This is a genomic window from Cupriavidus sp. F041 (genome assembly GCF_057814235.1).
Map to the genome: position 1 here is coordinate 4,476,431 of NZ_JBVASY010000002.1, position 22,499 is coordinate 4,498,929.

Annotated in this window: 24 protein-coding genes; 22 read left to right on the forward strand and 2 right to left on the reverse strand. The window is 68.3% G+C overall.

Annotated features, from left to right (window positions below; all coding sequences use genetic code 11):
* The first annotated feature begins 33 nt into the window (after positions 1 to 33).
* The 20 genes from ACZY0R_RS37915 (at position 34) to ACZY0R_RS38010 (ending at position 17,636) form a co-directional block, all read left to right on the forward strand.
* Positions 34 to 1,230, forward strand: a complete 1,197-nt coding sequence (locus ACZY0R_RS37915) for an acetyl-CoA C-acetyltransferase (RefSeq protein ID WP_045236240.1) — start codon at positions 34 to 36, stop codon at positions 1,228 to 1,230.
* An 84-nt stretch (positions 1,231 to 1,314) separates the two neighbouring features.
* Positions 1,315 to 1,995, forward strand: coding sequence for an SDR family oxidoreductase (locus ACZY0R_RS37920; RefSeq protein ID WP_488865788.1), 681 nt, complete (start codon positions 1,315 to 1,317; stop codon positions 1,993 to 1,995).
* A gap of 60 nt (positions 1,996 to 2,055) precedes the next feature.
* A complete protein-coding gene (locus tag ACZY0R_RS37925; protein WP_488865790.1) occupies positions 2,056 to 3,186 on the forward strand; it encodes an acyl-CoA dehydrogenase family protein in 1,131 nt (376 codons plus the stop codon).
* A gap of 87 nt (positions 3,187 to 3,273) precedes the next feature.
* Positions 3,274 to 3,957: a 2-hydroxychromene-2-carboxylate isomerase gene (locus ACZY0R_RS37930; RefSeq protein WP_488865792.1), complete on the forward strand. Its 684-nt coding sequence runs from the start codon at positions 3,274 to 3,276 to the stop codon at positions 3,955 to 3,957.
* Positions 3,954 to 4,643, forward strand: a complete 690-nt coding sequence (locus ACZY0R_RS37935; RefSeq protein ID WP_488865794.1) for an HAD family hydrolase — start codon at positions 3,954 to 3,956, stop codon at positions 4,641 to 4,643. Before ACZY0R_RS37930 ends, ACZY0R_RS37935 begins: the two co-directional genes overlap by 4 nt.
* On the forward strand, positions 4,640 to 5,065 hold the full coding sequence (locus tag ACZY0R_RS37940) for a YchJ family metal-binding protein (protein WP_045236235.1): 426 nt from the start codon (positions 4,640 to 4,642) through the stop codon (positions 5,063 to 5,065). The genes ACZY0R_RS37935 and ACZY0R_RS37940 overlap by 4 nt, the downstream gene beginning before the upstream one ends.
* Positions 5,062 to 5,754 carry a glutathione S-transferase family protein gene (locus ACZY0R_RS37945; protein ID WP_488865796.1) on the forward strand — a complete coding sequence of 231 codons (693 nt, stop codon included), beginning with the start codon at positions 5,062 to 5,064 and terminating at the stop codon, positions 5,752 to 5,754. The genes ACZY0R_RS37940 and ACZY0R_RS37945 overlap by 4 nt, the downstream gene beginning before the upstream one ends.
* Positions 5,755 to 5,828: 74 nt before the next feature.
* Positions 5,829 to 6,668, forward strand: a complete 840-nt coding sequence (locus tag ACZY0R_RS37950; RefSeq protein WP_488866408.1) for a dienelactone hydrolase family protein — start codon at positions 5,829 to 5,831, stop codon at positions 6,666 to 6,668.
* Positions 6,669 to 6,956: 288 nt separating this feature from the next.
* Positions 6,957 to 8,432 (forward strand): adenosylmethionine--8-amino-7-oxononanoate transaminase, encoded by a 1,476-nt coding sequence (gene bioA, locus ACZY0R_RS37955; protein WP_488865798.1) that lies wholly within the window; start codon positions 6,957 to 6,959, stop codon positions 8,430 to 8,432.
* Positions 8,422 to 9,639 (forward strand): 8-amino-7-oxononanoate synthase, encoded by a 1,218-nt coding sequence (bioF, locus tag ACZY0R_RS37960; RefSeq protein WP_488865800.1) that lies wholly within the window; start codon positions 8,422 to 8,424, stop codon positions 9,637 to 9,639. The genes bioA and bioF overlap by 11 nt, the downstream gene beginning before the upstream one ends.
* Positions 9,636 to 10,373, forward strand: a complete 738-nt coding sequence (gene bioD / locus ACZY0R_RS37965; RefSeq protein WP_045236231.1) for a dethiobiotin synthase — start codon at positions 9,636 to 9,638, stop codon at positions 10,371 to 10,373. Before bioF ends, bioD begins: the two co-directional genes overlap by 4 nt.
* A gap of 57 nt (positions 10,374 to 10,430) precedes the next feature.
* On the forward strand, positions 10,431 to 11,477 hold the full coding sequence (gene bioB, locus ACZY0R_RS37970; RefSeq protein ID WP_045236230.1) for a biotin synthase BioB: 1,047 nt from the start codon (positions 10,431 to 10,433) through the stop codon (positions 11,475 to 11,477).
* A 302-nt stretch (positions 11,478 to 11,779) separates the two neighbouring features.
* Positions 11,780 to 12,721: a 2-hydroxyacid dehydrogenase gene (locus ACZY0R_RS37975; protein ID WP_488865803.1), complete on the forward strand. Its 942-nt coding sequence runs from the start codon at positions 11,780 to 11,782 to the stop codon at positions 12,719 to 12,721.
* 85 nt (positions 12,722 to 12,806) lie between these two features.
* A complete protein-coding gene (locus tag ACZY0R_RS37980; protein ID WP_488865805.1) occupies positions 12,807 to 13,742 on the forward strand; it encodes a hydroxymethylglutaryl-CoA lyase in 936 nt (311 codons plus the stop codon).
* A gap of 26 nt (positions 13,743 to 13,768) precedes the next feature.
* Positions 13,769 to 14,290, forward strand: coding sequence for a YbaK/EbsC family protein (locus ACZY0R_RS37985; protein WP_035874416.1), 522 nt, complete (start codon positions 13,769 to 13,771; stop codon positions 14,288 to 14,290).
* A 78-nt stretch (positions 14,291 to 14,368) separates the two neighbouring features.
* The gene (locus tag ACZY0R_RS37990) at positions 14,369 to 14,617 is read left to right on the forward strand and encodes a DUF1289 domain-containing protein (protein ID WP_488865807.1); all 249 of its coding nucleotides are present in this window, start codon (positions 14,369 to 14,371) and stop codon (positions 14,615 to 14,617) included.
* Between the two features lie 54 nt (positions 14,618 to 14,671).
* On the forward strand, positions 14,672 to 15,352 hold the full coding sequence (locus tag ACZY0R_RS37995; protein ID WP_488865809.1) for a 2-hydroxychromene-2-carboxylate isomerase: 681 nt from the start codon (positions 14,672 to 14,674) through the stop codon (positions 15,350 to 15,352).
* Positions 15,353 to 15,377: 25 nt separating this feature from the next.
* Complete coding sequence (locus tag ACZY0R_RS38000) at positions 15,378 to 16,310, forward strand: MBL fold metallo-hydrolase (protein WP_488865811.1); 933 nt, start codon at positions 15,378 to 15,380, stop codon at positions 16,308 to 16,310.
* Positions 16,311 to 16,369: 59 nt separating this feature from the next.
* Positions 16,370 to 16,966: a GatB/YqeY domain-containing protein gene (locus ACZY0R_RS38005; RefSeq protein ID WP_488865813.1), complete on the forward strand. Its 597-nt coding sequence runs from the start codon at positions 16,370 to 16,372 to the stop codon at positions 16,964 to 16,966.
* A 97-nt stretch (positions 16,967 to 17,063) separates the two neighbouring features.
* The gene (locus ACZY0R_RS38010; protein ID WP_488865815.1) at positions 17,064 to 17,636 is read left to right on the forward strand and encodes a GNAT family N-acetyltransferase; all 573 of its coding nucleotides are present in this window, start codon (positions 17,064 to 17,066) and stop codon (positions 17,634 to 17,636) included.
* A 67-nt stretch (positions 17,637 to 17,703) separates the two neighbouring features.
* Here the strand turns inward: ACZY0R_RS38010 and ACZY0R_RS38015 are convergent, their stop codons facing one another.
* On the reverse strand, positions 17,704 to 19,287 hold the full coding sequence (locus tag ACZY0R_RS38015; RefSeq protein ID WP_488865817.1) for an ABC transporter substrate-binding protein: 1,584 nt from the start codon (positions 19,285 to 19,287) through the stop codon (positions 17,704 to 17,706).
* Between ACZY0R_RS38015 and ACZY0R_RS38020 the strand changes: the two genes are divergently transcribed.
* A complete protein-coding gene (locus ACZY0R_RS38020; RefSeq protein ID WP_488865819.1) occupies positions 19,277 to 19,519 on the forward strand; it encodes a hypothetical protein in 243 nt (80 codons plus the stop codon). The two genes, ACZY0R_RS38015 and ACZY0R_RS38020, sit on opposite strands and share 11 nt — an antisense overlap.
* Before the next feature lie 55 nt (positions 19,520 to 19,574).
* On the forward strand, positions 19,575 to 20,198 hold the full coding sequence (locus ACZY0R_RS38025) for a glutathione S-transferase family protein (protein WP_488865820.1): 624 nt from the start codon (positions 19,575 to 19,577) through the stop codon (positions 20,196 to 20,198).
* A gap of 45 nt (positions 20,199 to 20,243) precedes the next feature.
* Here ACZY0R_RS38025 and ACZY0R_RS38030 read toward each other — a convergent pair whose 3' ends face one another.
* The gene (locus ACZY0R_RS38030) at positions 20,244 to 22,406 is read right to left on the reverse strand and encodes a TonB-dependent receptor (RefSeq protein ID WP_488865821.1); all 2,163 of its coding nucleotides are present in this window, start codon (positions 22,404 to 22,406) and stop codon (positions 20,244 to 20,246) included.
* Positions 22,407 to 22,499 lie beyond the last annotated feature (93 nt).

A 22,499-nucleotide genomic window follows, 5' to 3' on the forward strand; every position in this document is an offset into this window, starting at 1 on the left:
CCCACCCGCGCCCCTAATCATTGGAGACACCCCATGCATGATCCCGTTGTCATCGTATCCGCCGCCCGCACCCCGATGGCGGCCTTCCAGGGCGAGTTCTCCGCCCTGACCGCCCCGCAACTGGGCGCCGCCGCCATCCGCGCCGCGGTGGAGCGCGCCGGCCTCAAGCCGGAGCAGATCGAGGAAGTGGTGTTCGGTTGCGTGCTGCCCGCCGGGCAGGGCCAGGCGCCTGCCCGGCAGGCCGCGCTGGGGGCAGGGCTGCCGCTGGGCGTGGGTTGCACCACCGTCAACAAGATGTGCGGCTCCGGCATGCGTGCCGCCATGACCGTGCACGACGCACTGATCGCGGGCTCGTTCGAGATCGCCATCGCCGGCGGCATGGAAAGCATGACGAATGCGCCGTACCTGGTGCCCAAGGGCCGCGGCGGCTACCGCATCGGCCACGGCATGATTTTCGACCACATGATGCTGGACGGCCTGGAAGACGCCTATATCAAGGACGAGAAAGGCGGCGGACGCTCCATGGGCACCTTTGGCGAGGATTGCGCGTCCAAGTACAACTTCACCCGCGAGGCGCAGGATGCGTTCGCCATGGAGAGCGTGCGGCGCGCACAGCAGGCGACCGAGCGCGGCGATTTCCGCTGGGAGATCGCGCCGGTGACGGTGCCTGGCCGCGGTGGCGACACCGTCATCGATACCGATGAAGGCCCGCGTCGCATCAAGGTCGACAAGATCCCCTCGCTCAAGCCGGCCTTTGCGAAGGACGGCACCATCACCGCCGCTTCGTCCTCGTCGATCAACGACGGTGCCGCCGCGCTGGTGATGATGCGCGAATCCACCGCCAAGCGCCTCGGCCTGCAACCGCTGGCCCGCCTGCTGGGTCACACCACGCATGCGCAGGCGCCCGGCTGGTTCACCACCGCACCGGTGGAGGCCATCAACAAGCTCTATCGCAAGCTCGACTGGACCACAGACAGCGTCGACCTGTTCGAGATCAACGAAGCGTTCGCCGTGGTGCCGATGGCCGCCATGCACGACCTCAAGATCCCGCGCGACAAGGTCAACATCCATGGTGGCGCCTGCGCGCTTGGCCACCCAATCGGCGCCTCGGGCGCGCGCATCATGGCCACGCTGATCGGCGCGCTGCGCAAGACCGGCGGCAAGCGCGGCGTGGCCAGCCTGTGCATCGGCGGCGGCGAAGCCACCGCGGTGGGGCTGGAGATCGTCTGACCCCGCGGTACCGCCCGCAACAGAGCGGCTGCCGCCACCGCGCGGCAGCCGGGCCGCAATCAACATAGAAAAAGGAGTACCGCCTTGCCAACCGCTCTCATCCTTGGTGCCTCGCGTGGCATCGGTCTCGAATTCGTGCGCCAGTACCGCGCCGATGGCTGGCGGGTACTGGCCGTCGCGCGCAGCGACGACGGCATCAAGGCCATCGAAGCGCTTGGCGCGGAGGCGTTGCGCGCCGACCTGACCGACGCGGGCCAGGTCGCCGGGCTGGGCTGGAAGCTGGACGGCGAGTCCATCGACGTAGCGATCTACAACGCCGGCGTGATCGGCCCGCGTACCGAAGGCGCGCAACCCGTGACCCGTGAGGACTTCGACAAGGTGATGCATGTCAACGTGCTGGGGCCGATGATGGCGCTGCCGTTGCTGCTGCCGCTGGTCGAGACCGGACGTTCGGGCAAGGGCGGCGTGCTGGCGGTGCTGGCCTCGCGCATGGGCAGCATCGGCACCATGGACAGCAACCGCAGCTGGCTCTACCGGGTCAGCAAGGCCGCCGCCAACGCCACGCTCAAGGCCGCCTCGCTCGACGCGCGCCATGCCACCTGCCTGGCCTTCCATCCTGGCTGGGTGCAGACCGAGATGGGCGGCAAGGAAGCCGACCTCACGCCGCAGCAGAGCGTCTCCGGCATGCGCGCGGTGATCGCCGGCGCGACCCGGCAGGACAATGGCGGCTTTCGCAACTACGATGGCAGCGTGATCCCGTGGTGAGTGTCATGGCCGATGAATCCTTCGTCACGCCCGCAGCGGCGACAACCTTGGTGAGCTGACATGCTGCTAACGCCAGAACAGGAAATGATCCGCGATGCCGTGCGCCAGTTCGCGCAGCAGGAGATCGCGCCGCACGCCGCCGCGTGGGATCGCGACAAGACCTTCCCGCATGCGGTGCATCGCGAGCTGGCCGCGCTCGGCGCGTACGGCGTGGCGGTGCCCGAGCAATACGGCGGGGCCGGACTCGACTATCTGTCGCTCGCGCTGATCCTGGAGGAAATCGCCGCCGGCGATGGCGGCACCTCCACCGTCATCAGCGTCAACAACTGCCCGGTATGCAGCATGTTGATGGCCTTCGCCAGCGAGGGGCAGAAGCAGCAGTGGCTGGTGCCGCTGGCGCGCGGCGAGATGCTAGGCGCTTTCTGCCTGACCGAGCCGCACGTGGGCTCGGACGCCGCGGCGCTGCGTACCAGCGCGGTGAAGGATGGCGACGACTACGTGCTCAATGGCGTCAAGCAATTCATCACCAGCGGCAAGAATGCCGATGTGGCGATCGTGCTCGCCGTGACCGACAAGGCCGCCGGCAAGCGCGGCATCAGCGCCTTCCTGGTGCCGACAACCACGCCCGGCTACATCGTGGCGCGGCTGGAGGAAAAACTCGGCCAGCATTCGTCCGATACCGCGCAGATCCTGTTCGAGGATTGCCGCGTGCCGGCCGCCAATATGCTGGGCGAGGAGGGCGCCGGCTACAAGATGGCGCTGTCCGGGCTGGAAGGCGGCCGCATCGGCATCGCCTCGCAAAGCATCGGCATGGCACGCGCCGCCTTCGAGGCGGCCCTGGCTTACGCAAAGGAACGCGAGAGCTTTGGCCAGCCGCTGTTCGCGCACCAGGCGGTGCAGTTCCGCCTGGCCGACATGGCGACCAGGATCGAAGTGGCGCGGCAGATGGTGTGGCACGCCGCGTCGCTCAAGGATGCGGGGCGGCCTTGCCTGAAGGAAGCCGCGATGGCCAAGCTGTACGCCAGCGAGATGGCGGAGGAAGTCTGCTCGGCCGCCATCCAGGTCTTCGGCGGCTATGGTTATGTCAACGACTTCCCGGTCGAGCGCATCTACCGCGATGTGCGCGTCTGCCAGATCTACGAAGGCACCAGCGATATCCAGAAGATACTGATCGCCCGGGCGCTGGCCTGACGCCTCGCCTGCGGATCGCGGAACCATTTCACCAACGCAGCACCGAAGTATCGAACCCAACGGCCAGACGCCAGGAGCCCCCAGACAATGACTGCTGCCATCGACTTCTACTTCGATTTTTCTTCGCCGTACGGCTATTTCGCCAGCACGCGCATCGACGAGCTGGCGCAGAAGTACGGACGCATCGTCGCATGGCATCCGATCCTGCTCGGCGTGGTCTTCAAGACCACCGGCTGCTCGCCGCTGCCGCACGTGCCGCTCAAGGGCGACTACGCGTGGCGCGATTTCGAGCGCACCGCGCGCTTCCACGATATCGAGTACAAGCGCCCGACGCACTTCCCGCTGCCCACCACGCAGGCCGCGCGCGCCATGCTGTGGCTGCAGAACCATCACGGCGACGATATCGCCACCGCGTTCGCCAAGGCGGTCTATCACGCCTTGTTCGTGGATGACATCAACATCGCCGAGCCGGCCGAACTGGTGAAGCTGGCCGAGCCGCTGGGCATCGACGCGCATGCCATGGATGCCGGCGCCAGCAGCTTCCAGATCAAGGACCAGCTCAAGGCCGAGATCGACGTGGCCATGGCCAAGGGCGTGTTCGGCTCCCCGTTCGTGATCATCGACGGCGAGCCGTTCTGGGGCTTCGACCGCTTCGACCAGATCGAGGCGCACCTCAAGAGCAAGCGCCCGACGGCGCTGCGCGCGGTGGGCAGCACGGACAGCCATACACTCGGCAACACAGACAGCAGCAAGGAAAAGAAGCCCGCATGAACCCCAGCATCAAGCCGATCCGCCATCCCCGTTTCGACTGCGTGATTTTCGACTGCGACGGCGTGCTCGTCGACAGCGAGCCCATTGTCAACCGCGTGCTCAACGAGATGCTCAACGAACTCGGCATCCGCATCTCGATCGAGGAATCCACCAAATGGTTCCTCGGCCGCGCGGTGCGCGAGGAGCTCGAGAACATCGAGCGCCGGCGCGGCGCGCCGTTGCCCGAGAACTGGCTGTCGCAATGGTTCGTGCGGCGCAATACCGTGCTGGAGGCGGAAGTGCAAGCCGTGCCTCACGTTCGCGAGGCGGTTGCCGCGATCGCCGCCGCCGGCCTGCCCATCTGCGTGGCCTCGGGCGCGGACCGCATCAAGGTCAAGCTGCAGCTGATCCGCACCGGCCTGGTCGAGCTGTTCCAGCAGGACGAGCGAGAGCATATCTTCTCGTCCACCGAGGTCGAGCGCAGCAAGCCCGCGCCTGACGTCTACCTGCTGGCGGCGCGCACCATGAACGTGGAGCCGGCGCGCTGCGTGGTGATCGAGGATAGCCCGACGGGCGTTACCGCCGGCGTAGCCGCGGGCATGACCGTGCTCGGCTATGCCGCGCGCAATGCCGCCGAATCGCTGCTGGCGGCCGGCGCTGGCAGCATCTTCACCGATATGCGCGAGCTGCGGGGGTTGATCGGATGAAGGCGCGGGCGTCCGGCGCCGGCACCGGCGGCTGTCCCTGTGGCGGCGGCGACTATGCCACCTGCTGCGGACGCTTTCATCGTGGCGAGGCGTTGCCGAGCAACGCCGAGCAGCTGATGCGTTCGCGCTATAGCGCCTATGTGCTGGGCGACGTGGACTGGCTGCGCCATACCTGGCATCCGTCGACCTGCCCGGCGGACCTCGCGCCCGATACCGATACGCGCTGGCTCGGGCTGGCTGTCAAGGCGCATGCGCAGCAGGACGAGACGCATGCCGAGGTGGAATTCGTGGCGCGCTACAAGGTGGGCGGGCGCGCCTGGCGGCTGCACGAGCGCAGCCGCTTCGTACGCGAGCCGCGCGACGCCAGCGAGGCGCCGCGCTGGCTTTATGTGGATGGTGAAATGCTGGGGGAGAAACCATGACGGAACCGAAGACTGCCGCTGGTGCGACACCGGAAGCCGACTACGTGCTGTACGGCTTCGCGCAATCCGGCAACACCTACAAGGTGGCGCTGCTGCTGGAAACGGTCGGCGTGCAGCGTGGCCGCAAGCTGTGGGCGCCGCGCTTCGTCGATTACTTCAACGGCGAGACGCACACCCCGGAGTACCGCGCCATCAACGAGATGGGCGAGGCGCCGGTGCTCGAGTTCGACGGCCGGCGGCTGTCGCAATCGGGCGCCATCCTCGACGTGCTGGCGCAGCGGCTCGGCATCCATGGCCCCGCCGATGACGCCGAGCGCACCGAAGTGCTGCGCTGGCTGCTGTTCGACAACCACAAGTTCAGTTCCTATACCGCGACCTATCGCTTCCTGCGCACCTTTGCCAAGGCGCCGGACCCGGCGGTGCTGCAGTTCCTGCGGCAGCGCTGCGAAGGCGCATGGAGCGTGCTCAACGCGCATTTGTCCGGGCGCGCCTATGTGCTCGGCGAGCGGCTCACGATTGCCGATTTTTCGCTGGCCGGCTACGTCTACTTCGACGACGAGATCGGCGTGCACTGGCGCAAGGAATATCCGCATATCCACGCCTGGACCGAGCGGCTGCGCGCGCTGCCGGGCTGGCAGCATCCCTATGCGCTCCTGCCCGGCCATCCGCTGCCGAAGCGGGCCGGCTGAGCGGCGGGCACGGGGCAAGAGAGGCACAGGCAATCGTGAGATCGATAGCGGGGCTGGCCGTGGCGCTGGCGCTCATGGTGGGCGGGCCTGCGCTCGCGCAGGACGCCGCGCCGGCGTCTTCGCCCGCGGCGGCCGGCAAGCTGGCAGAGCAGGTCGCGATGATCCCCAAGCCGGGTGTGCTGTTCTCGGTGGAGCTCGAAACCACCATCTTCAAGCCGCCCGGCGAAGGCCCTTTTCCATTGATCGTGCTCAATCACGGCAAGGCGTCGGGCAAGCCGGCATTCCAGCCGCGCGCACGCTACTCCGCCCAGAGCGCTGAATTCGTCAAGCGCGGCTATGTAGTGGCGCTGCCGATGCGCCAGGGCTTTTCCAGATCCGGCGGTGCCTATATCGGCGCCGGCTGCAATGTGGAAAGCAACGGCCTCGTGCAGGCCGAGGACGTGGTTGCCACGCTCGACTTCATGGTCAAGCAGCCCTATGTCGACAAGTCGCGCATCGTTGTGATGGGCCAGTCGCACGGCGGGCTGACCACCATGGCGTTCAGCACGCTCGCGTACCCCGGTGTGCTAGGCGTGGTCAATTTTGCCGGGGGGCTGCGTGATGAATCGTGCAGCCGATGGGAGTTCAACCTGATCGATGCGTTTGGCGACTACGGCAAGCAGGCGCGCTATCCTTCGCTGTGGATGTATGGCGATAACGACAGCTACTGGCCGCAGCCGCTGCCCGAGAAGATGTTCGGCGCCTACAAGGCGCAGGCGCATGGCGCTGCCGCGAACACGCGCATGGTGGACTTCGGCACCTTCGCGGGCGATTCGCACGCCATGTTCGGCAGCCGGGCCGGCTTGCCTATCTGGCTGCCGGAAGTCGGGCGGTTCTTCAAGGAAGTCGGGCTTCCTTTCGATCCCCTGCCATAAGCGGGAGCATCAACAGGCTCCTGCCGGTGGAAGGTTTACCCCGACAATCCATCCCGCCGGCGGCGCAGGGTGTGGAGATAAGCGCACGCTGGCATGGGGATGCGGGGAGGTTGTATCTTTCTCCCGGCTTTTTCGCTTAACGCGCTGCTAACGTGTAAATTTGGTCCTGTTTGCCAAGTGGCCGGGGAACTTCCTACCATGACTCTCCCCAACCCGCACGCAAGTGCCGCCACGCCAGGGCCCGCCCGGCCGGGCAGGCCAGCGCGCGGTCAACAAAGGAGGGTTTCCTTGGAAGACCAGTCCAATTCCGCATCCCCCGCGCCCGCCACGCTCGGCGAGCGCAGCCTGCGCGCCGTCTGGCATCCGTGCACGCCGCTGCGGCCCGATGCCGGCGAGCCGCCGCTGGGCATCGCCCGCGGCGAAGGCCCGTGGCTGCACGACACCGGCGGCCAGCGCTATTTCGACGCCACCAGTTCCTGGTGGGTCAACCTGTTCGGCCACGCCAATCCCGAGATCAACGCTGCGCTGCGCGAGCAGCTCGACACGCTGGAGCACGTGATGCTGGCCGGCTGCACGCATGCGCCGGCGGTGGAGCTTGCAGAGCGGCTGTCGGCCCTGACCGGCGGCGCGCTCGGCCATGCGTTCTATGCCAGCGACGGCGCCTCGGCCGTCGAGATCGCGCTGAAGATGAGCTTCCACTACTGGCGCAATACGGGCCTGGGCGGCAAGCGCGAATTCATCTGCCTGCGCCACGGCTACCACGGCGAGACCGTGGGGGCGCTGGCGGTGACCGACGTGGCGATCTTCCGCGATGCCTACGATCCGATGCTGATGAGCTCGCACGTGGTGATGTCGCCCGACGCGCGCCAGGCCGCGCCGGGCGAGAGCGCCGCGCAGGTGGCGCAGCGCGCGCTGGACGAGCTGGAGGCGCTGCTCCAAGCGCGCGGCGGACAGATCGCGGCCCTCATCATCGAGCCGCTGGTGCAATGCGCCGCCGGCATGGCGATGCACGATCCGCTGTACCTGGAAGGCGTGCGCGCGCTGTGCGACCGCTACCGCGTGCACCTGATCGCCGACGAGATCGCGGTCGGGTGCGGCCGCACCGGCACCTTCTTCGCCTGGGAGCAGGCGCGCGGCGCCGGCGATACGCCGGGCGCCCCGTTGCCGGCGCACCTCTGGCCCGATTTCCTGTGCCTGTCCAAGGGCATCAGCGGCGGCTACCTGCCGCTCTCGCTGGTGCTGTCGCGCAGCGCGATCCAGCAGGCCTTCGTTGCGGACGCCGGGGACCCGGACCGCGCCCGCAGTTTCCTGCACTCGCATTCCTACACGGGCAACCCGCTCGCCTGCCGCGCGGCGCTGGCCACGCTGGACCTGTTCGCGCGGCAGGATGTGATTGCGCAAAACCGCCAGCGCGCCGGGTGGCTCACGCAAGCCATGGCGGGACTGACAGCGGATGCGCGCCTGCAGCATGTGCGGCAGCGCGGGCTGATCTGGGCCGCCGACGTGCGCGAGGAATATGCCGCGAACGCCGGTGAATTCTCCGCGCGTTTCCATCATGCCGCGCGCGCGCACGGCGTGTTGATCCGTCCGATCGGCCGCACGCTCTACGTGATGCCGCCGTATGTGTTCGACGCCGACATGGCGCACTGGCTGGCCGGCCGCCTGCTAGCCACGCTCGACGCGGTGCTGGCCGGGGGCATCAACAAGAACGAAAGCGCCGGCAACGATGCTGGCGCCACCAGGGAGATTCGCCATGTTGCTTGAGCACCTGACCCTCGCCGCCGCCGAGCGTGACGCAAAGGCACTGACGCGCCGCCGCCGCACCGCGTATTCCGCCTGCGCCCCGCACCAGGCCGTGAGCGACGCCTGCGGCGACGAAATGCACTCCTTGCTCACCTTTTGCAGCAACGACTACCTGGGCCTGGCCAACCATCCCGCGCTGATCGCGGCGATGGCGGACGGCGCGCGCCAGTTCGGCGCGGGCAGCGGGGCATCCCATCTGGTGAGCGGCCACTCGCTGGCGCACCACCGGCTCGAGAGCGAACTGGCGGAGTGGTACGCGCCGCATATCCCGCACGCGCGCGCACTGTATTTCTGCACCGGCTACATGGCCAATATGGCGGTGCTGACCGCGCTGGGCAGCGCCGATGCCACGCTCTACTGCGAAGAACTCAACCACGCTTCGCTGATCGACGGCGCCCGGCTCGCGCGTGCCGAAGTCCGGCGCTATGCCCATCGCGACGTGGCCGAGCTGGAGGGCTTGCTGACCGCCAGCAGCACCCCGCTCAAGCTGATCGTGACCGACAGCGTGTTCAGCATGGACGGCGATCTCGCCCCGCTGACCGAACTGCTGGCCCTGGCCGAGCGCCACGACGCCTGGATCATCGTCGACGATGCGCATGGCTTCGGCGTGCTGGGCGAACAAGGGCGCGGCGTGCTTGAGCACCTGGGCCTGACTTCGCCGCGGTTCATCTATATCGGCACGCTGGGCAAGGCCGCCGGCGTGGCGGGCGCCTTCGTGGCCGCGCACGAGACCATCATCGACCACCTGGTCAATACCGCGCGGCAGTACATCTACACCACGGCCGCGCCGCCGGCGGTGGCGCACGCCTTGTCCGCCAGCCTGGCGCTGATCGCCGGGGATGAAGGGCGGCAACGCCGCGCGCAGCTCGGTACGCTGATCCGCACGCTGCGGGGCGGGCTGGCCGAGCTGACCCGCGCCGCGGGCTGGCGCCTGGGTGAGAGCGCCACGGCGATCCAGCCGGTGATCGTGGGCGATAACGTAGCCGCACTGGCGTTGTCCGCGGCGCTGGAGGCCGACGGTATCCGCGTGGGCGCGATCCGTCCGCCCACCGTGCCGGTGGGTACGGCCCGCTTGCGCATCACGCTGTCGGCCTCGCACACCCTGGCCGATGTGGATCGCTTGCTGGCCAGCCTGGGCAGCGTGGTGCCGCACATGGATGCGTCATGAGCGAGCGTGCCGCCATCGCCTGCTTTGTCACGGGCACCGACACGGGCGTCGGCAAGACGCACGCCAGCGCCACCTTGCTGCATGCGCTGCGCGCCGCCGGCCACCGCGCGGTTGGCATGAAGCCGGTGGCGAGCGGCAGCGAGTGGCGCGGCGACCATTGGCATAACGATGACGTGGCGCAACTGCGCGCCGCCAGCGCGCTGGCCGTGCCGCAGGCGCTGACCTGTCCCTTCCTGTTGCGCACGCCGGCATCGCCGCACCTTGCCGCCGCCATCGAAGGCGCCCGCATCACGCGCGAGCCGATCCGTGCCGCCTTTGCCGCGCTGCGGGCGCAGGCCGATGCGGTGGTGGTGGAAGGCGTCGGCGGCTTTCGCGTGCCGCTCGACGGGGCGCCGCCGGAAGAGGGCGGCTGGGATACCGCCGACCTCGCCGTGATGCTCGGCCTGCCGGTGCTGCTGGTGGTGGGCATCCGCCTTGGCTGCATCAGCCATGCGCTGCTTACCGCCGAAGCCGTGCGCGCGCGCGGCCTGCACCTGGCCGGCTGGATCGCCAACCGCATCGACCCGGCCATGGATCTCGCCGACGAGAACATCGACACACTGCGTGCCGCGCTGGATGCCCCGCACCTGGGCACGCTGCCGTGGCAGGCCGCGCCGGCCGATGCCGCCGGGCAGCTCGCGCTGGCGCCGTTGCTGGCCGCCTGCCATGCCCGGTCCGCGGTCGCCGCCGCCTGAACGCGCGCCTTGCAGAAACCGAATACACCGAAAGCATTACTGGAACAGATAACAATCATGACCACCACTTCCCTCGCAACCGACACCGTAGCCACCATTTCCGCCGACACCCTGCGCCAGACAGCCCGCCGCTTCACCGAGACCGCGCCCGCGGCCAAGCCCGGAGACTGGACCGTGGCCGAAGTTGCCGCGCTGTACGCGCTGCCGTTCAACGACCTGCTGTTCCGCGCCCAGCAGGTGCACCGCGAGCATTTCGACGCCAACGCCGTGCAACTCTCCACGCTGCTGTCGATCAAGACCGGCGGCTGCGAAGAGGATTGCGGCTACTGCCCGCAGAGCGCGCACCACGATGCCGGCGTCACGGCCGGCAAGCTGATGGCGCTGGATGAAGTGCTGGAAGCCGCGCGCGCGGCCAAGGCCAGCGGCGCAGGCCGCTTCTGCATGGGCGCCGCCTGGCGCAGCCCCAAGGACCGCCACCTGGAGCCGGTGATCGAGATGGTGAAGGAGGTCAAGGCCATGGGCCTGGAGACCTGCGTCACGCTCGGCATGCTGGAGGCCGAGCAGGCCCAGCGCCTGAAGGACGCCGGGCTGGACTACTACAACCACAACCTCGATACCTCGCCCGAGTTCTACGGCGAGATCATCGGCACCCGCACCTACCAGGACCGCCTGGACACCATCGGCCATGTGCGCGAGGCTGGCATCAACGTATGCTGCGGCGGCATCGTCGGCATGGGCGAATCGCGCGAGGCGCGCGCCGGGCTGATCGCGCAGCTCGCCAACCTCGACCCGTATCCCGAGTCGGTGCCCATCAACAACCTGGTGGCCGTCAAGGGCACGCCGCTGGCCGACACGGCGCCGATCGACCCGTTCGAATTTGTCCGCACCATCGCGGTGGCGCGCATCACCATGCCGCGCGCCATGGTGCGCCTGTCCGCCGGCCGCGAGACCATGGACGATGCGCTGCAGGCGCTGTGTTTCATGGCCGGCGCCAATTCCATCTTCTACGGCGACCGGCTGCTGACCACCGCCAATCCCCAGGCCGACCGCGACCGCGCCCTGCTGTCCCGGCTGGATATCCGCACCGAGGGCTACGCCGGGTAAGCCGGCCGGCCCCGCAACCGCTCTGCCTGCGCCGCCGGCGACATCCGTGTCGATCCCGGCAAGTGCCCTGCCCTGTGGGCAGGGCCATGCGGAAGGTGATACCTTTCATGTGTTCAGCGGCCAGCGTCATGTGGCACCTGTCTGGACCGGCCCGCTGGCACACGCCGGTGAAGGCGCGCGGTTGCTGTCCTTCCGGGCCGGAAACGGCCGGGCCGCCGCCTCCAGGGCGCGCCTGCCGCAAGAAAACCGCAGGCAACGCCCATCCTCTGCGAAAATAGAAACAAAACCAGAGTGGAGATGAGATGAAGTTGCAGTTGTATGTACCGGACGGCCGTTACCAGCCCTGGATCGACGGTTTTGCCGAAGCCCTGCCCGAGGCGCAATGCCTGACCTGGGAAGACAGCAAGAACGAGCAGGTGGACTACGCCGTGGTCTGGCGGCCGCCGCTGGAGATGCTGCGCGGGCGTACCGACCTGAAAGCGGTCTTCAATCTCGGTGCCGGCGTGGATGGCATCCTGAGCCTGCGCGACACCGACGCGAACGCACTGCCGGCCGGCGTGCCCATCGTGCGCCTGGACGATGCCGGCATGGCCGCCCAGATGATCGACTACGTGACGCACGCGGTACTGCGCTATTTCCGCCGCCTGGACGAATACGCGCTGGCCCAGCAGGCCGGTACCTGGCGTTTTCTCAAGCCGCACCGCCGTGCCGATTTCTCCATCGGCGTGATGGGCGTGGGCACGCTGGGCGCGCAGATCGCCAAGTCGCTGGCCGGATTCGGTTTCCCGGTGCGTGGCTGGAGCCGCACGGCGCGCGAAGTCGACGGCGTGCAGGGCTTTGCCGGCGAGGCTGGCCAGGCCGGCTTCCTGGACGGGCTGCGCGTGCTGGTCAATGTCTTGCCACTGACACCGGAAACCGAGAACATCCTGGATGCCGGACTGCTGGGCAAGCTCGCCAAGGGTGCCTACCTGGTCAACGTGGCGCGCGGGCCGCATCTGGTCGAGGAAGACCTGCTGGCCGCGGTGCAATCCGGCCAGGTTGCCGGCGCCATGCTCGACGTGTTCCGCACCGAGCCGCTGCCTGCCGACCATCCCTTCTGGTCCGAGCCGCGCATCACCATCACGCCGCATATCGCGGCGCTGACGTTGCGCGAAGACAGCATTGAACAGATCGCGGGCAAGATCCGCGCGCTGCGCGCGGGCCAGCCGATCGCCGGCGTGGTCGACCTGCAACGCGGCTATTGAACGAACCGGGCACCGGGGCGGAGCGCCCCGGCGCCATGCACCGGATACGCCGCGCCTGCGCGGCTACCCGAAACGAGGAGACATCGTGAACCTGCCCCACTATGTGAAAGTCGTCGAAGTCGGTCCGCGCGATGGCCTGCAGAACGAAAAAGCCATGGTGCCGACCGAGGTCAAGGTCGAGCTGATCAACCGCCTGAGCGATGCCGGCTTCGTCAATATCGAAGCCGCTTCCTTCGTCTCGCCAAAATGGGTGCCGCAGATGGCCGACGGCGCCGACGTGATGGCGCGCATCCAGCGCCGGCCCGGCACCTTGTACTCGGTGCTCACGCCCAATATGAAGGGCTTCGAAGGCGCGGTGGCCGCGTCCGCCGATGAGGTCGTGATCTTCGGCGCCGCCAGCGAGGCCTTCTCGCAAAAGAACATCAATTGCTCGATCGCCGAATCCATCGCGCGCTTCGAGCCGGTGGCCACCGCCGCCAAGGAGAAAGGCTTGCGCCTGCGCGCCAGCGTCTCCTGCGCGCTGGGCTGCCCCTACCAGGGCGAAGTGCCGGTGCATGCGGTGGTGGACGTGGTGCGCCGCATGCGCGATCTCGGCTGCGACGAGATCGACATCGCCGACACCATTGGCGTGGGCACGCCGGGCCGGGTGCAGGAGGTGATGCACGCGGTGGCCGCCGAATTCCCCATCGACCGCCTTTCCGGCCATTTCCACGATACCTATGGCCAGGCGCTGTCCAATATCCTGGCCAGCCTGCAGGTCGGCATCTCGATCTTCCACGCGTCGGTGGCCGGTCTCGGCGGCTGCCCTTATGCCAAGGGCGCCACCGGCAATGTCGCCACGGAAGACGTGCTGTACATGCTGCACGGCATGGGCATCCACACCGGCGTGGACCTGGAGCAGGTGGTGCGGGCGGGCGACTTCATCTCGCAGTCGATCGGCCGCGCCAACAGTTCGCGCGTCGGACGCGCGCTGCTGACGAAGTGGGGCGCCGCCGCCGGCGCCGCGCCCGCCTGCGTGTAAGGCATTGCCATTCGCACCCTACCGACATGAACATTCGCACTCCTGACAACGCCGGGGACACGGCCGCGTTGCCCGAAGCCGCGCAGCGCGTCGCCGGCCTGCTGGCCGGCCTCGGCCACGACAAGCCGGTGGTCATGCTGCCCGCCACCGGCAAGACCTCGGCCGAGGCCGCGGCCGGGCTCGGCTGCTCGGTGGCCGAGATCGCCAAATCCATCATCTTTCGCCGCGTGGCGGACGACGCGCCGGTGCTGGTGATCGCCAGCGGCAGCAACCGCGTCGATGAAGCCAAGGTGGCCGCCGTGGTGGGCCAGCTCGGCAAGGCCGACGCCAGGTTCGTGCGCGAGAAGACCGGCTACGCCATCGGCGGTGTCTGCCCGATCGGCCACGCGGTAGCGCCGGTGATGCTGCTCGACAGCGACCTGTTCCGCTACGACAGCCTGTGGGCCGCCGCCGGGCATCCGCACGCGGTGTTCAACCTCACGCCGCAAGAACTGCAGCGGATGACCGGGGCCGAAGTGGCCGATGTGGCGCAGCGCGATTCCGCATGAAGCCGCCACGCGCACCCGGCATCGCCCGCGCCACGACCGCCGCCACGCAGGCGCGCATGGCTGGCAGGGGCTGATCCGATGTCGCAAGCCACCCGCCTGGCCGCCGAACTCACGCGCGGCGCGCAAGCCGCGCAGCGCGCGCAGCCCGTACCGTCGCCTTGCCGCAACGTATGCCGCATGGATGCCGCCAGCGGCTACTGCGAAGGCTGCCTGCGCACCATCGACGAGATTGCCGCATGGTCCGGCAGCGACGAGGCCGAGCGGCGCAGGATCTGGCTGCTGTTGCCGCCGCGCGCCGCGCAACTCGCCGCACAGGCGGCGCCTTGACTGCGCCGGCGGCTGCCATGCGTGTCCACCCCAACACCATGGAGTGATCCGGCCATGACAAACGCCATCGACTGGTACTTCGATCCGATCTCGCCGTTCGCCTACCTCGCGTTCGAGCGGCTGCCCCGGGCCTTGCCGGCCAATGCCACGGTACGCTACGTGCCGCTGCTGTTTGCCGGGCTGCTGCGCCATTGGGGCAATGTCGGCCCGGCCGAGATCGCGCCCAAGCGCCGCTTCACCTTCGAACATGTGGCATGGATCGCGCACCGCGACGGCATCCGGCTCGCCATGCCTGCCGTGCATCCTTTCAATCCGTTGCCCTTGCTGCGCCTGGCGGTAGCGCTGGAACTCGAGGGCCGGCTCACGCATGCCACGCTGGCGCCGGTCTTCCGCTTTGTCTGGCAGCAAGGCCATGTGCCGCAGCAGCAGGCGGAATTCGACGCGCTATGCGCCCTGCTTGGCGTACCCGTCGCTGCGCTGGCGCAGGATGCGGTCAAGGCGCGCCTGCGCGAACACGGGGACGAAGCCGTGGCGCGCGGCGTGTTCGGCGTGCCCACCGCCGTGCTGCAGGGCGACGCCCAGGGCCAGTTGTTCTGGGGCCTCGATGCGCTCGACATGCTGGCTGCGCGGCTGAACCAGGATCCTTTCTTTGCCTCCGACGCGTTCCGTGCCGCCGCTGACTTGCCGGTGGGAGCGGGGCGCGCCGATGCGCCCACCCCGGCCGCCGATCGCTGAATAGCCCTGATTAACCGATAGCCCGATGCCAGCCACCTTCACGCCTCCCACCCTGCCGTCCACCATGCGCGTCTTCGAGCGCGGCTGGCTGTCGGCCAACAACGTCCTCTTTGTGGACGGCGACGACACCGCGCTGGTCGATTCGGGCTATGTCACGCATGCGCCGCAGACGCTGGCGCTGGTCGAGGCCGGCCTGCAGGGGCAGCCGCTGCGGCGCCTCGTGAACACGCATCTGCACTCCGACCATTGCGGCGGCAATGCCGCGCTGCAGGCCCGCTGGCAACCGCGCACGCTGATTCCCGCCGCGGAGGCCGGGGCGGTGCGCGCGTGGGATATGGACGCCCTCAGCTACGGTGCCACCGGCCAGCAGTGCGATCGCTTCGGCTTCGACGGCGTGGTGCAGGACGGCGATATGTTGCGCCTGGGAGGGATGGACTGGCAGGTGGTGGCGGCGCCCGGCCACGACCCCCATGCGGTGATGTTGTTCGCGCCGCAGGAAGGCATCCTGATTTCGGGCGATGCGCTGTGGGAGAACGGCTTCGGCGTGATCTTCCCGGAACTCGACGGCGAGAGCGGTTTCGCCGAGCAGGCGGCCGTGCTGGAGCGCATCGCCGGGCTGGATGCGCGCGTGGTGATTCCCGGCCACGGGCGGCCGTTCACGAACGTCGCCGCCGCGCTCGACGTTGCCGGCGGGCGCCTGGCCTACCTGAGCGGCGATGCCGGGCGCAACGCCGCGCACGCGGTCAAGGTGCTGGTGAAGTTCAAGCTGCTGGAGCAGCAGCGCATGCCGCGCGACGCGCTGCTGGCGTGGATGGCGCAGGCGCCGCTGATGCAGCGCATTCACGCGCGCTTCATGGCCGGGCAGGACCTGGCGCAGGTCCTGGACCGGGTGCTGGAATCCCTCGCCGCAGCGGGCGCGCTGGCGCTGGCACACGGCGAGGTGTACAACCGGGACTGAGCGGCGGCGCCCCGCCCTGGCGCTTGCGCCTGCCCCGATCCCTCGCGAGGAAGTCGTCCATGCCTGCCTTTCCCGTCGCATTGCTCCAGCCGCTGGTCGCGCATCTCTTGCCCTCGGCCATCCATGCGCACGGCGCCGACCTGCAGATCGAGCTGGCGCCCTTCGTGCTCGGGGGCGCGCCGGTGCGTACCGCGATCCGTCTCGATGGCGTGAGCCTGCCATCGCAAAGCCTGGAAGGACTGGCAGGCCGGCGCCTGCTGTTCCCGTTCAACCCGGAGCCCGGCTATATCGACGGCTCGATCTACGTCGACGGCCGCCATCACGCGGTCGACGTCAGCGAGCTGCGCTTCGGCGAGCTCGACCCGCACGGCCTGCCCGTGACGCTTGAAGGCTGGATTCATTTCGACGACGGCGCCCGCTTCGACGACACCCCGCTAAGCCTGGCCGCCTGCATTGCCCGCCCGCTGTCGGAGCCGGAGCTCGACGCATTGATCGACAACACCGCTGCCACAGCCGGCATCGCTACCGCGCACCAGTCCGGCAAGGTGATGGCCGCACTGAGCCGCAACCCCCGCCTGCGCCATGCCGACATGGCACTGCTGCATGCGCGCGTGCAGGCCCGGCTGCTGATCGCCGAAGCCAGGAAGGCGCGATGACTGGCGGATTGCTACACTGACTGGCAGGGAGAGCCCGACGCACCGCCGGGAGTCGGTGCCGGCAACTCCTCCGCCGACCCAGTCGCAAGGACGCATCATGCAACCCCTCCACGGCCAAGGCTTTCTCCTTCGCCCCTTTCGCTATACCGACGTGCCGCAGTTCGTGGCGGCCGTGCACGAATCGCTCGACACGGTGGGCAAGTGGCTGCCGTGGTGCCATGCGGGCTATACCGTGCGCGATGCCGAGAACTGGGTCGACATGTGCACTGAGAACATGGGCATCGGCGAGGCCTACGATGTCGGCGTGTTCGCGCCGGACGGCAGGGAGTTGTACGGGGGCGTCTCCATCAACCAGATCAACCGGGACTACAACTTCGCCAACCTGGGCTACTGGATCCGCCAGAGCCGGCAGCGGCAGGGACTGGGCGCGCGCGCGGCGGAACTGATGGCCTGCTATGGATTCCACCGGCTCGGGCTGACGCGGCTGGAGGTGGTCGCCGCGGAACACAACGTGGCCAGCCGCGCCGTAGCCGGGAGGATCGGCGCGCAGTTCGAATGCATCGCGCGCAACCGGCTGGTGCTGCACGGCGTGCCGTGCGCGGCGGCGATGTATTCGCTGGTGCCGCCGTGGTACCGCAATGCCGGCCCGGCCGCGGGCAAGGAGACCTGAAACGAAGGGAGGCTGTCTGTGCCAGGCCATCGAATACGAGATCGGCCAGCTCGACAGCTTGCACCCGTCAACCCTTGGTGATGGCAAACGCGTAGGTGCGCTCATCCTGCCGCGGCGTCACCTTGTATCCCTTCTTCGCCGCCCAGACATTGATCTGGAAATAGAGCGGAATCACGCCATAGTCCTTGATCCCGATTTCCGTGGCCTCCTGCAGCAGCTTCTCGCGGGCACGATCGTCGATGGTGGTCAGCGCGGTGGTCAGCTTGGCGTCCAGCGCCGGGTTGCTGTAGCGCCCGCGGTTGGATGCGCCCCAGCCCTTGGCCGGGTCATAGGTTGCCAGCAGCGACTTCAGCGACGATCCCGCTTCACCGGTATCCGCGCCCCATCCGGCCAGCAAGAAGGAGAACTCCAGCTTGTTGGCGCGCGTGAAGAAGGTGGCGGACGGCATGGCCTCCACCTTGGCCTGGATGCCGATGCGCGACAGCATGGAGGCGATGGCCTGCGCGACCTGTTCGTCGTTGACGTAGCGGTTGTTGGGCGCATGCAGCGTGAGCTGGAAGCCGTCCGGGTAGCCGGCGTCGGCCAGCAGCTTCTTGGCGCCGGCCGCATCGAAGGTATCGGGCCTGAGGCCCGGCACATAGCCGAAGAGCGTGGAGTTGACCAGCTGGCCGGTGGGTTCGGCGGCGCCTTCCATCACGCGGTCGACGATGGCCTGGCGGGAGATGGCGTGCGAGATCGCGGCGCGTACGCGCGGGTCTTTCAGCGGGTTCTTCGCCAGCGGCTTGCCGGCCTTGTCGGTGACGAAGGGCGTGACGTCGCGGTTGGTGTCGAGGTGCAGGTACATCATGCGGAAGGTGGACACCTTGAACACGCTCACGCCGGGATCGGCCGAGAGCTTGCGGATATCCGACGTGGGCACGTTCTCGATGACCTGCACGTCGCCGGCAAGCAATGCTGCGACGCGCGGCGCGTCGTTGGTGAGGATGCGCAGCGAGACCGTGTCCCATTCCGGCTTGTTACCCCAGTAGGCTTCGTTGCGGGTCAGTTCCACGCGGTCGCCCTTGCGGAAGCTGGCGAACTTGTAGGGGCCGGTGCCCACCATCGCGCGGCCGCTGTTGAAGTCTTCGCTGGTGGCGTTCTCGGCGACCTTCTTCGACACCATGTAGATGGTGGACAGGTCGTTGGGAACCAGCGGGTAGGGGCCGTGGGTGGTGATGCGCACGGTCAGCTTGTCGACCGCGACGATGTCTTTGAAGCCCTTGGTGTAGATGGTGTACGGCGAGGGGCTGTTCTTGACCGTGGCGGGGCGGTTAAGCGAGTAGACCACGTCGGCCGAGGTGAACTCGCTGCCGTCGTGGAACTTCACGCCGGGGCGCAGCTTGACCTCCCAGGTAGTGTCGTCGACCGGCTTCCACGATAGCGCCAGCGCCGGCTTGAAGCGCATCTTCTCGTCCTTGGCAATCAGGGCTTCGAACATATGCTCGGCCACGTTCGCGTTGGGCGTGACGTTGTGATAATGCGGATCCAGCGAGGTGATGTCCCCGGACAGGCCGATGGTGAGGCCCGCGGCAAAAGCGGTCGGGGAGAGGGCGGCGCAGGCAAGGCTCGTGGCAAGCGCTGCGGCGCCGAGGGCGCGGCGGATGATGGTCATCGATGAGTCCCTGGTCGGCGTGATGCGCAAGATGCGCAAGATGCTGTGCAGGGATTGTCGGGAGTCGCAGACATCCATGTCAAGGCGGGCAGACCCGCAGCGCCGGATGCACCGGCACGATGCGGCCATGCACAGCCGGCGTGCCGTTTTGCCGCGTGTTTTCCCTGCTGTGTGGCACGAACGGGCCGAGTGGCTCGCCGCGAAACAGCGCAACTGTTCCTGTGCGGCCTGACAGTCGCGCCGTATAGTGGACGCCGCATCCACTCCGCCAGCGGCGCCGCCCATCCATGCTGAAGATTCTCGGAAAAGCCTCCTCCATCAATGTCCGCAAAGTGCTCTGGTGCTGCGACGAACTCCGCTTGCCGTTCGTGCGCGAGGACTGGGGTTCAGGCTATCGCGCGACGGATAGCGCGGAATTCCTCGCGCTGAATCCGAACGCCATGGTGCCGGTGATCGACGACGATGGCTTCGTGCTGTGGGAGTCGAACTCCATCATCCGCTACCTGGCGTCGCGCTACGGCGATGGCACCCTTTACCCAGGCACCGCGCGGGAGCGCGCACGGGTGGATCAATGGATGGACTGGCAGGCGACGGAGCTGAACAATGCGTGGCGCTACGCTTTCATGGCGCTGGTTCGGCAATCGCCGTTGCACCGGGACGAGCGGGAGACCGCTCTCTCCGTTGCCAGCTGGGCAAGGCATATCGGCATCCTGGAGCGGCAGCTTGCAGACACCGGCGCCTTTGTCGCCGGCGAGCACTTCACGCTCGCGGACATCCCGATCGGCTTGTCGGTGAACCGCTGGTATGCCACGCCGCTGGCGCACCCCGCCTTCCCCGCGGTGGCGGCCTACTTCGAGCGGCTCGGCGCGCGCGAAGGATTCGCGCGGCACGGCCGCAACGGGATTGCCTGAGGCCCGGAGCGGGGGCCGCGCCCCCGTTCGCGCCCCAGGCCGTGCTCAGAACGTCGTGCGCACGCCCAGCTTGACGCTGCGACCTGGCAGCGGCGCAATGTCGCGCAGGATCGAAGTGGCCATGCGCGCATCCTGGTTGGTCAGGTTATCGCCGCGCAGGTAGACCAGGGTCTGGGAGCCCGCCACCTTGAACTTGTAGGTGATGGACACGCCGAGCAGGGTGTAGGCGTCGGTGGGCGTGTCATTGGCTGGCACACGGGTTTGCCGGGCCGCATAGGTGACGTCAGCGCGCGCGCCCCAGGGGCCGGCGCCATAGACCAGCGAGCCGCCCAGGCGCAGCGGCGCCAGCCGCGGCAGCGGCTGGCCGGTGCTGCGGTTCTCGCCGCGCACGTAGTCGGCGCGGGTTTCCAGGTCGAGGGTGTCGCTGCCGGTCAGCAGCTTCTGCGCCACGCGCGCCTTGCCTTCGGCCTCGAAGCCATACATCGTGGCCGGCACGCCCATGTACTGCATCACCGGCAGCGCGCCGGCGCTGCCGGGGGTCACGAAATCGCCTTCCGCGTCGCGTGCCGTGCCGGTGTTGGTGAGCGCCAGGTAGTTCGAGAAGCGGCTGTAGTAGCCGGAGATGCCGGCGCTGTGCGGACCGGACTTGAAGCGCACGCCCAGGTCCAGCGAGGTGGCGCGTTCCTTGGCGGCGTTGGGGTCGCCTTGCTCCCATGAGCCGGTGGCCAGGTGGGGGCCGTTGGCGTACAGCTCGTAGAAGGTGGGAGCGCGCTCCGTGTAGGCCAGATTGCTGGTCAGCGACCAGGCCGGCGCCAGCTTGTAGAGCAGGCCGGCCGAGGCGCTGCCGGCGTTGAAGCTGCGGCTGGCGTCGGCGAAACGGTCGTTGCCGTTGGCGTAGGACTTCAGGCTGGTGTGGTCCATGCGGCCGCCCAGGTTGAGCTTGAGGTCGCCGTCGGCGGTCAGCGGCATTTCCTCGAAGATGAACAGCGCGGCATTGTCGGTATCGGTGGTCGGCACGAAGGCCTCCTCGCCGAGCGCCGAGAAGCGAGTCGAAGCGAACTGGGTGCCGATCACGCCCGTCATGTTGCCGATACGCGCGTGCTTGGCCTCGAAGCGCGCATCCCAGCCGTTGTTCTTGAAGATGGTGCCGGTCTGGCCCCCCTCGATTTCCTTGTGCTCGTAGTCGGTATAGCTGAACTTGCCCTTGACCGATTCGATAAAGCCGCCGGTATTGGCTGTCAGGTTGCGAGCCTCGCCCTCCAGCGCGAAACGTTGCTGGTGCATCTGGAGGCGCACGTTGTCCTCGGCCGGCGTGCCGTATGCGTTGTGATATTCGCTGTAGTTGGCGCCGACGAAGCCGTCGGCCCAGGTGTAGGAGCCGCCCAGCGAGCCGCCTTGCTGCTGCGAACTGGTGTTGGGCAGGCGGCCGTAGGCCTCGCTTTCGCCGTCCGGGAGCGGCTGGCTGTTGCGCAGGGCGGCGCTGCGGGCGTAGCCGGGAATGTGCAGGTCGCTGGTCTTGCGCACGAATGCATCGGCGTGGATGGCGAACTGGCCGTTGCCGGCCTCGATCAGGCCACTGGAGTTGCGCGCGACGTCGCCGCCGGCGGTGGCGCTGGCTTCGACCGCGCCGCCGATGCCCTCGATCGGCTCCTTGGGAATGCGGTTGTCGATGACGTTGACCACGCCGCCGATGGCGTTGCCGCCGTACATCAGCGCGGCCGGGCCGCGCACCACTTCGATGCGTTCGGCCACCAGCGGGTCGAGCGCCACGGCGTGGTCGTTGGACAGCGTGGAAGCGTCGATGGTGCTGCCGCCGTTCTGCAGCACCTTGATGCGGTCGCCGTCCAGGCCACGAATGATCGGGCGGCTGGCATTGGGGCCGAAGTAGCTGGAGGACACGCCCGGCAGCTTGTCCAGGGTGTCGCCCAGCGTGCTGCCCTGGCGCACGGTGAGGGCATCGCCGCCGAGGGAGGAGACCGGCGCCACCAGGTCGGTGAGCTCGCTGCCCAGCGGGTTGGCGGTGACGACCACCTCGCGCAGGGTGGCCGAGGGCGCCGGCGTTGCTTCGCTGGCAGCGGCAGGTGCCGGAGCGGCGGGGGCGCCTTGCGCGAAGGCGCCGGTGGAAACGGAGGCGGAGGCGATCAGGGCCGCAATGGCGGCGAGCGGCGTGCGCCGCACGCGGTGTTCTTGTTGGAGGCGGAAAGACATGGCTCGCGGTGTTCTTGGATGCTATCGAACGCTGGGCGCTGGCATGCGAGCGCCGGCCATGCGCCGCCCGGCGCGAAATGCGCTGGGCGGCGG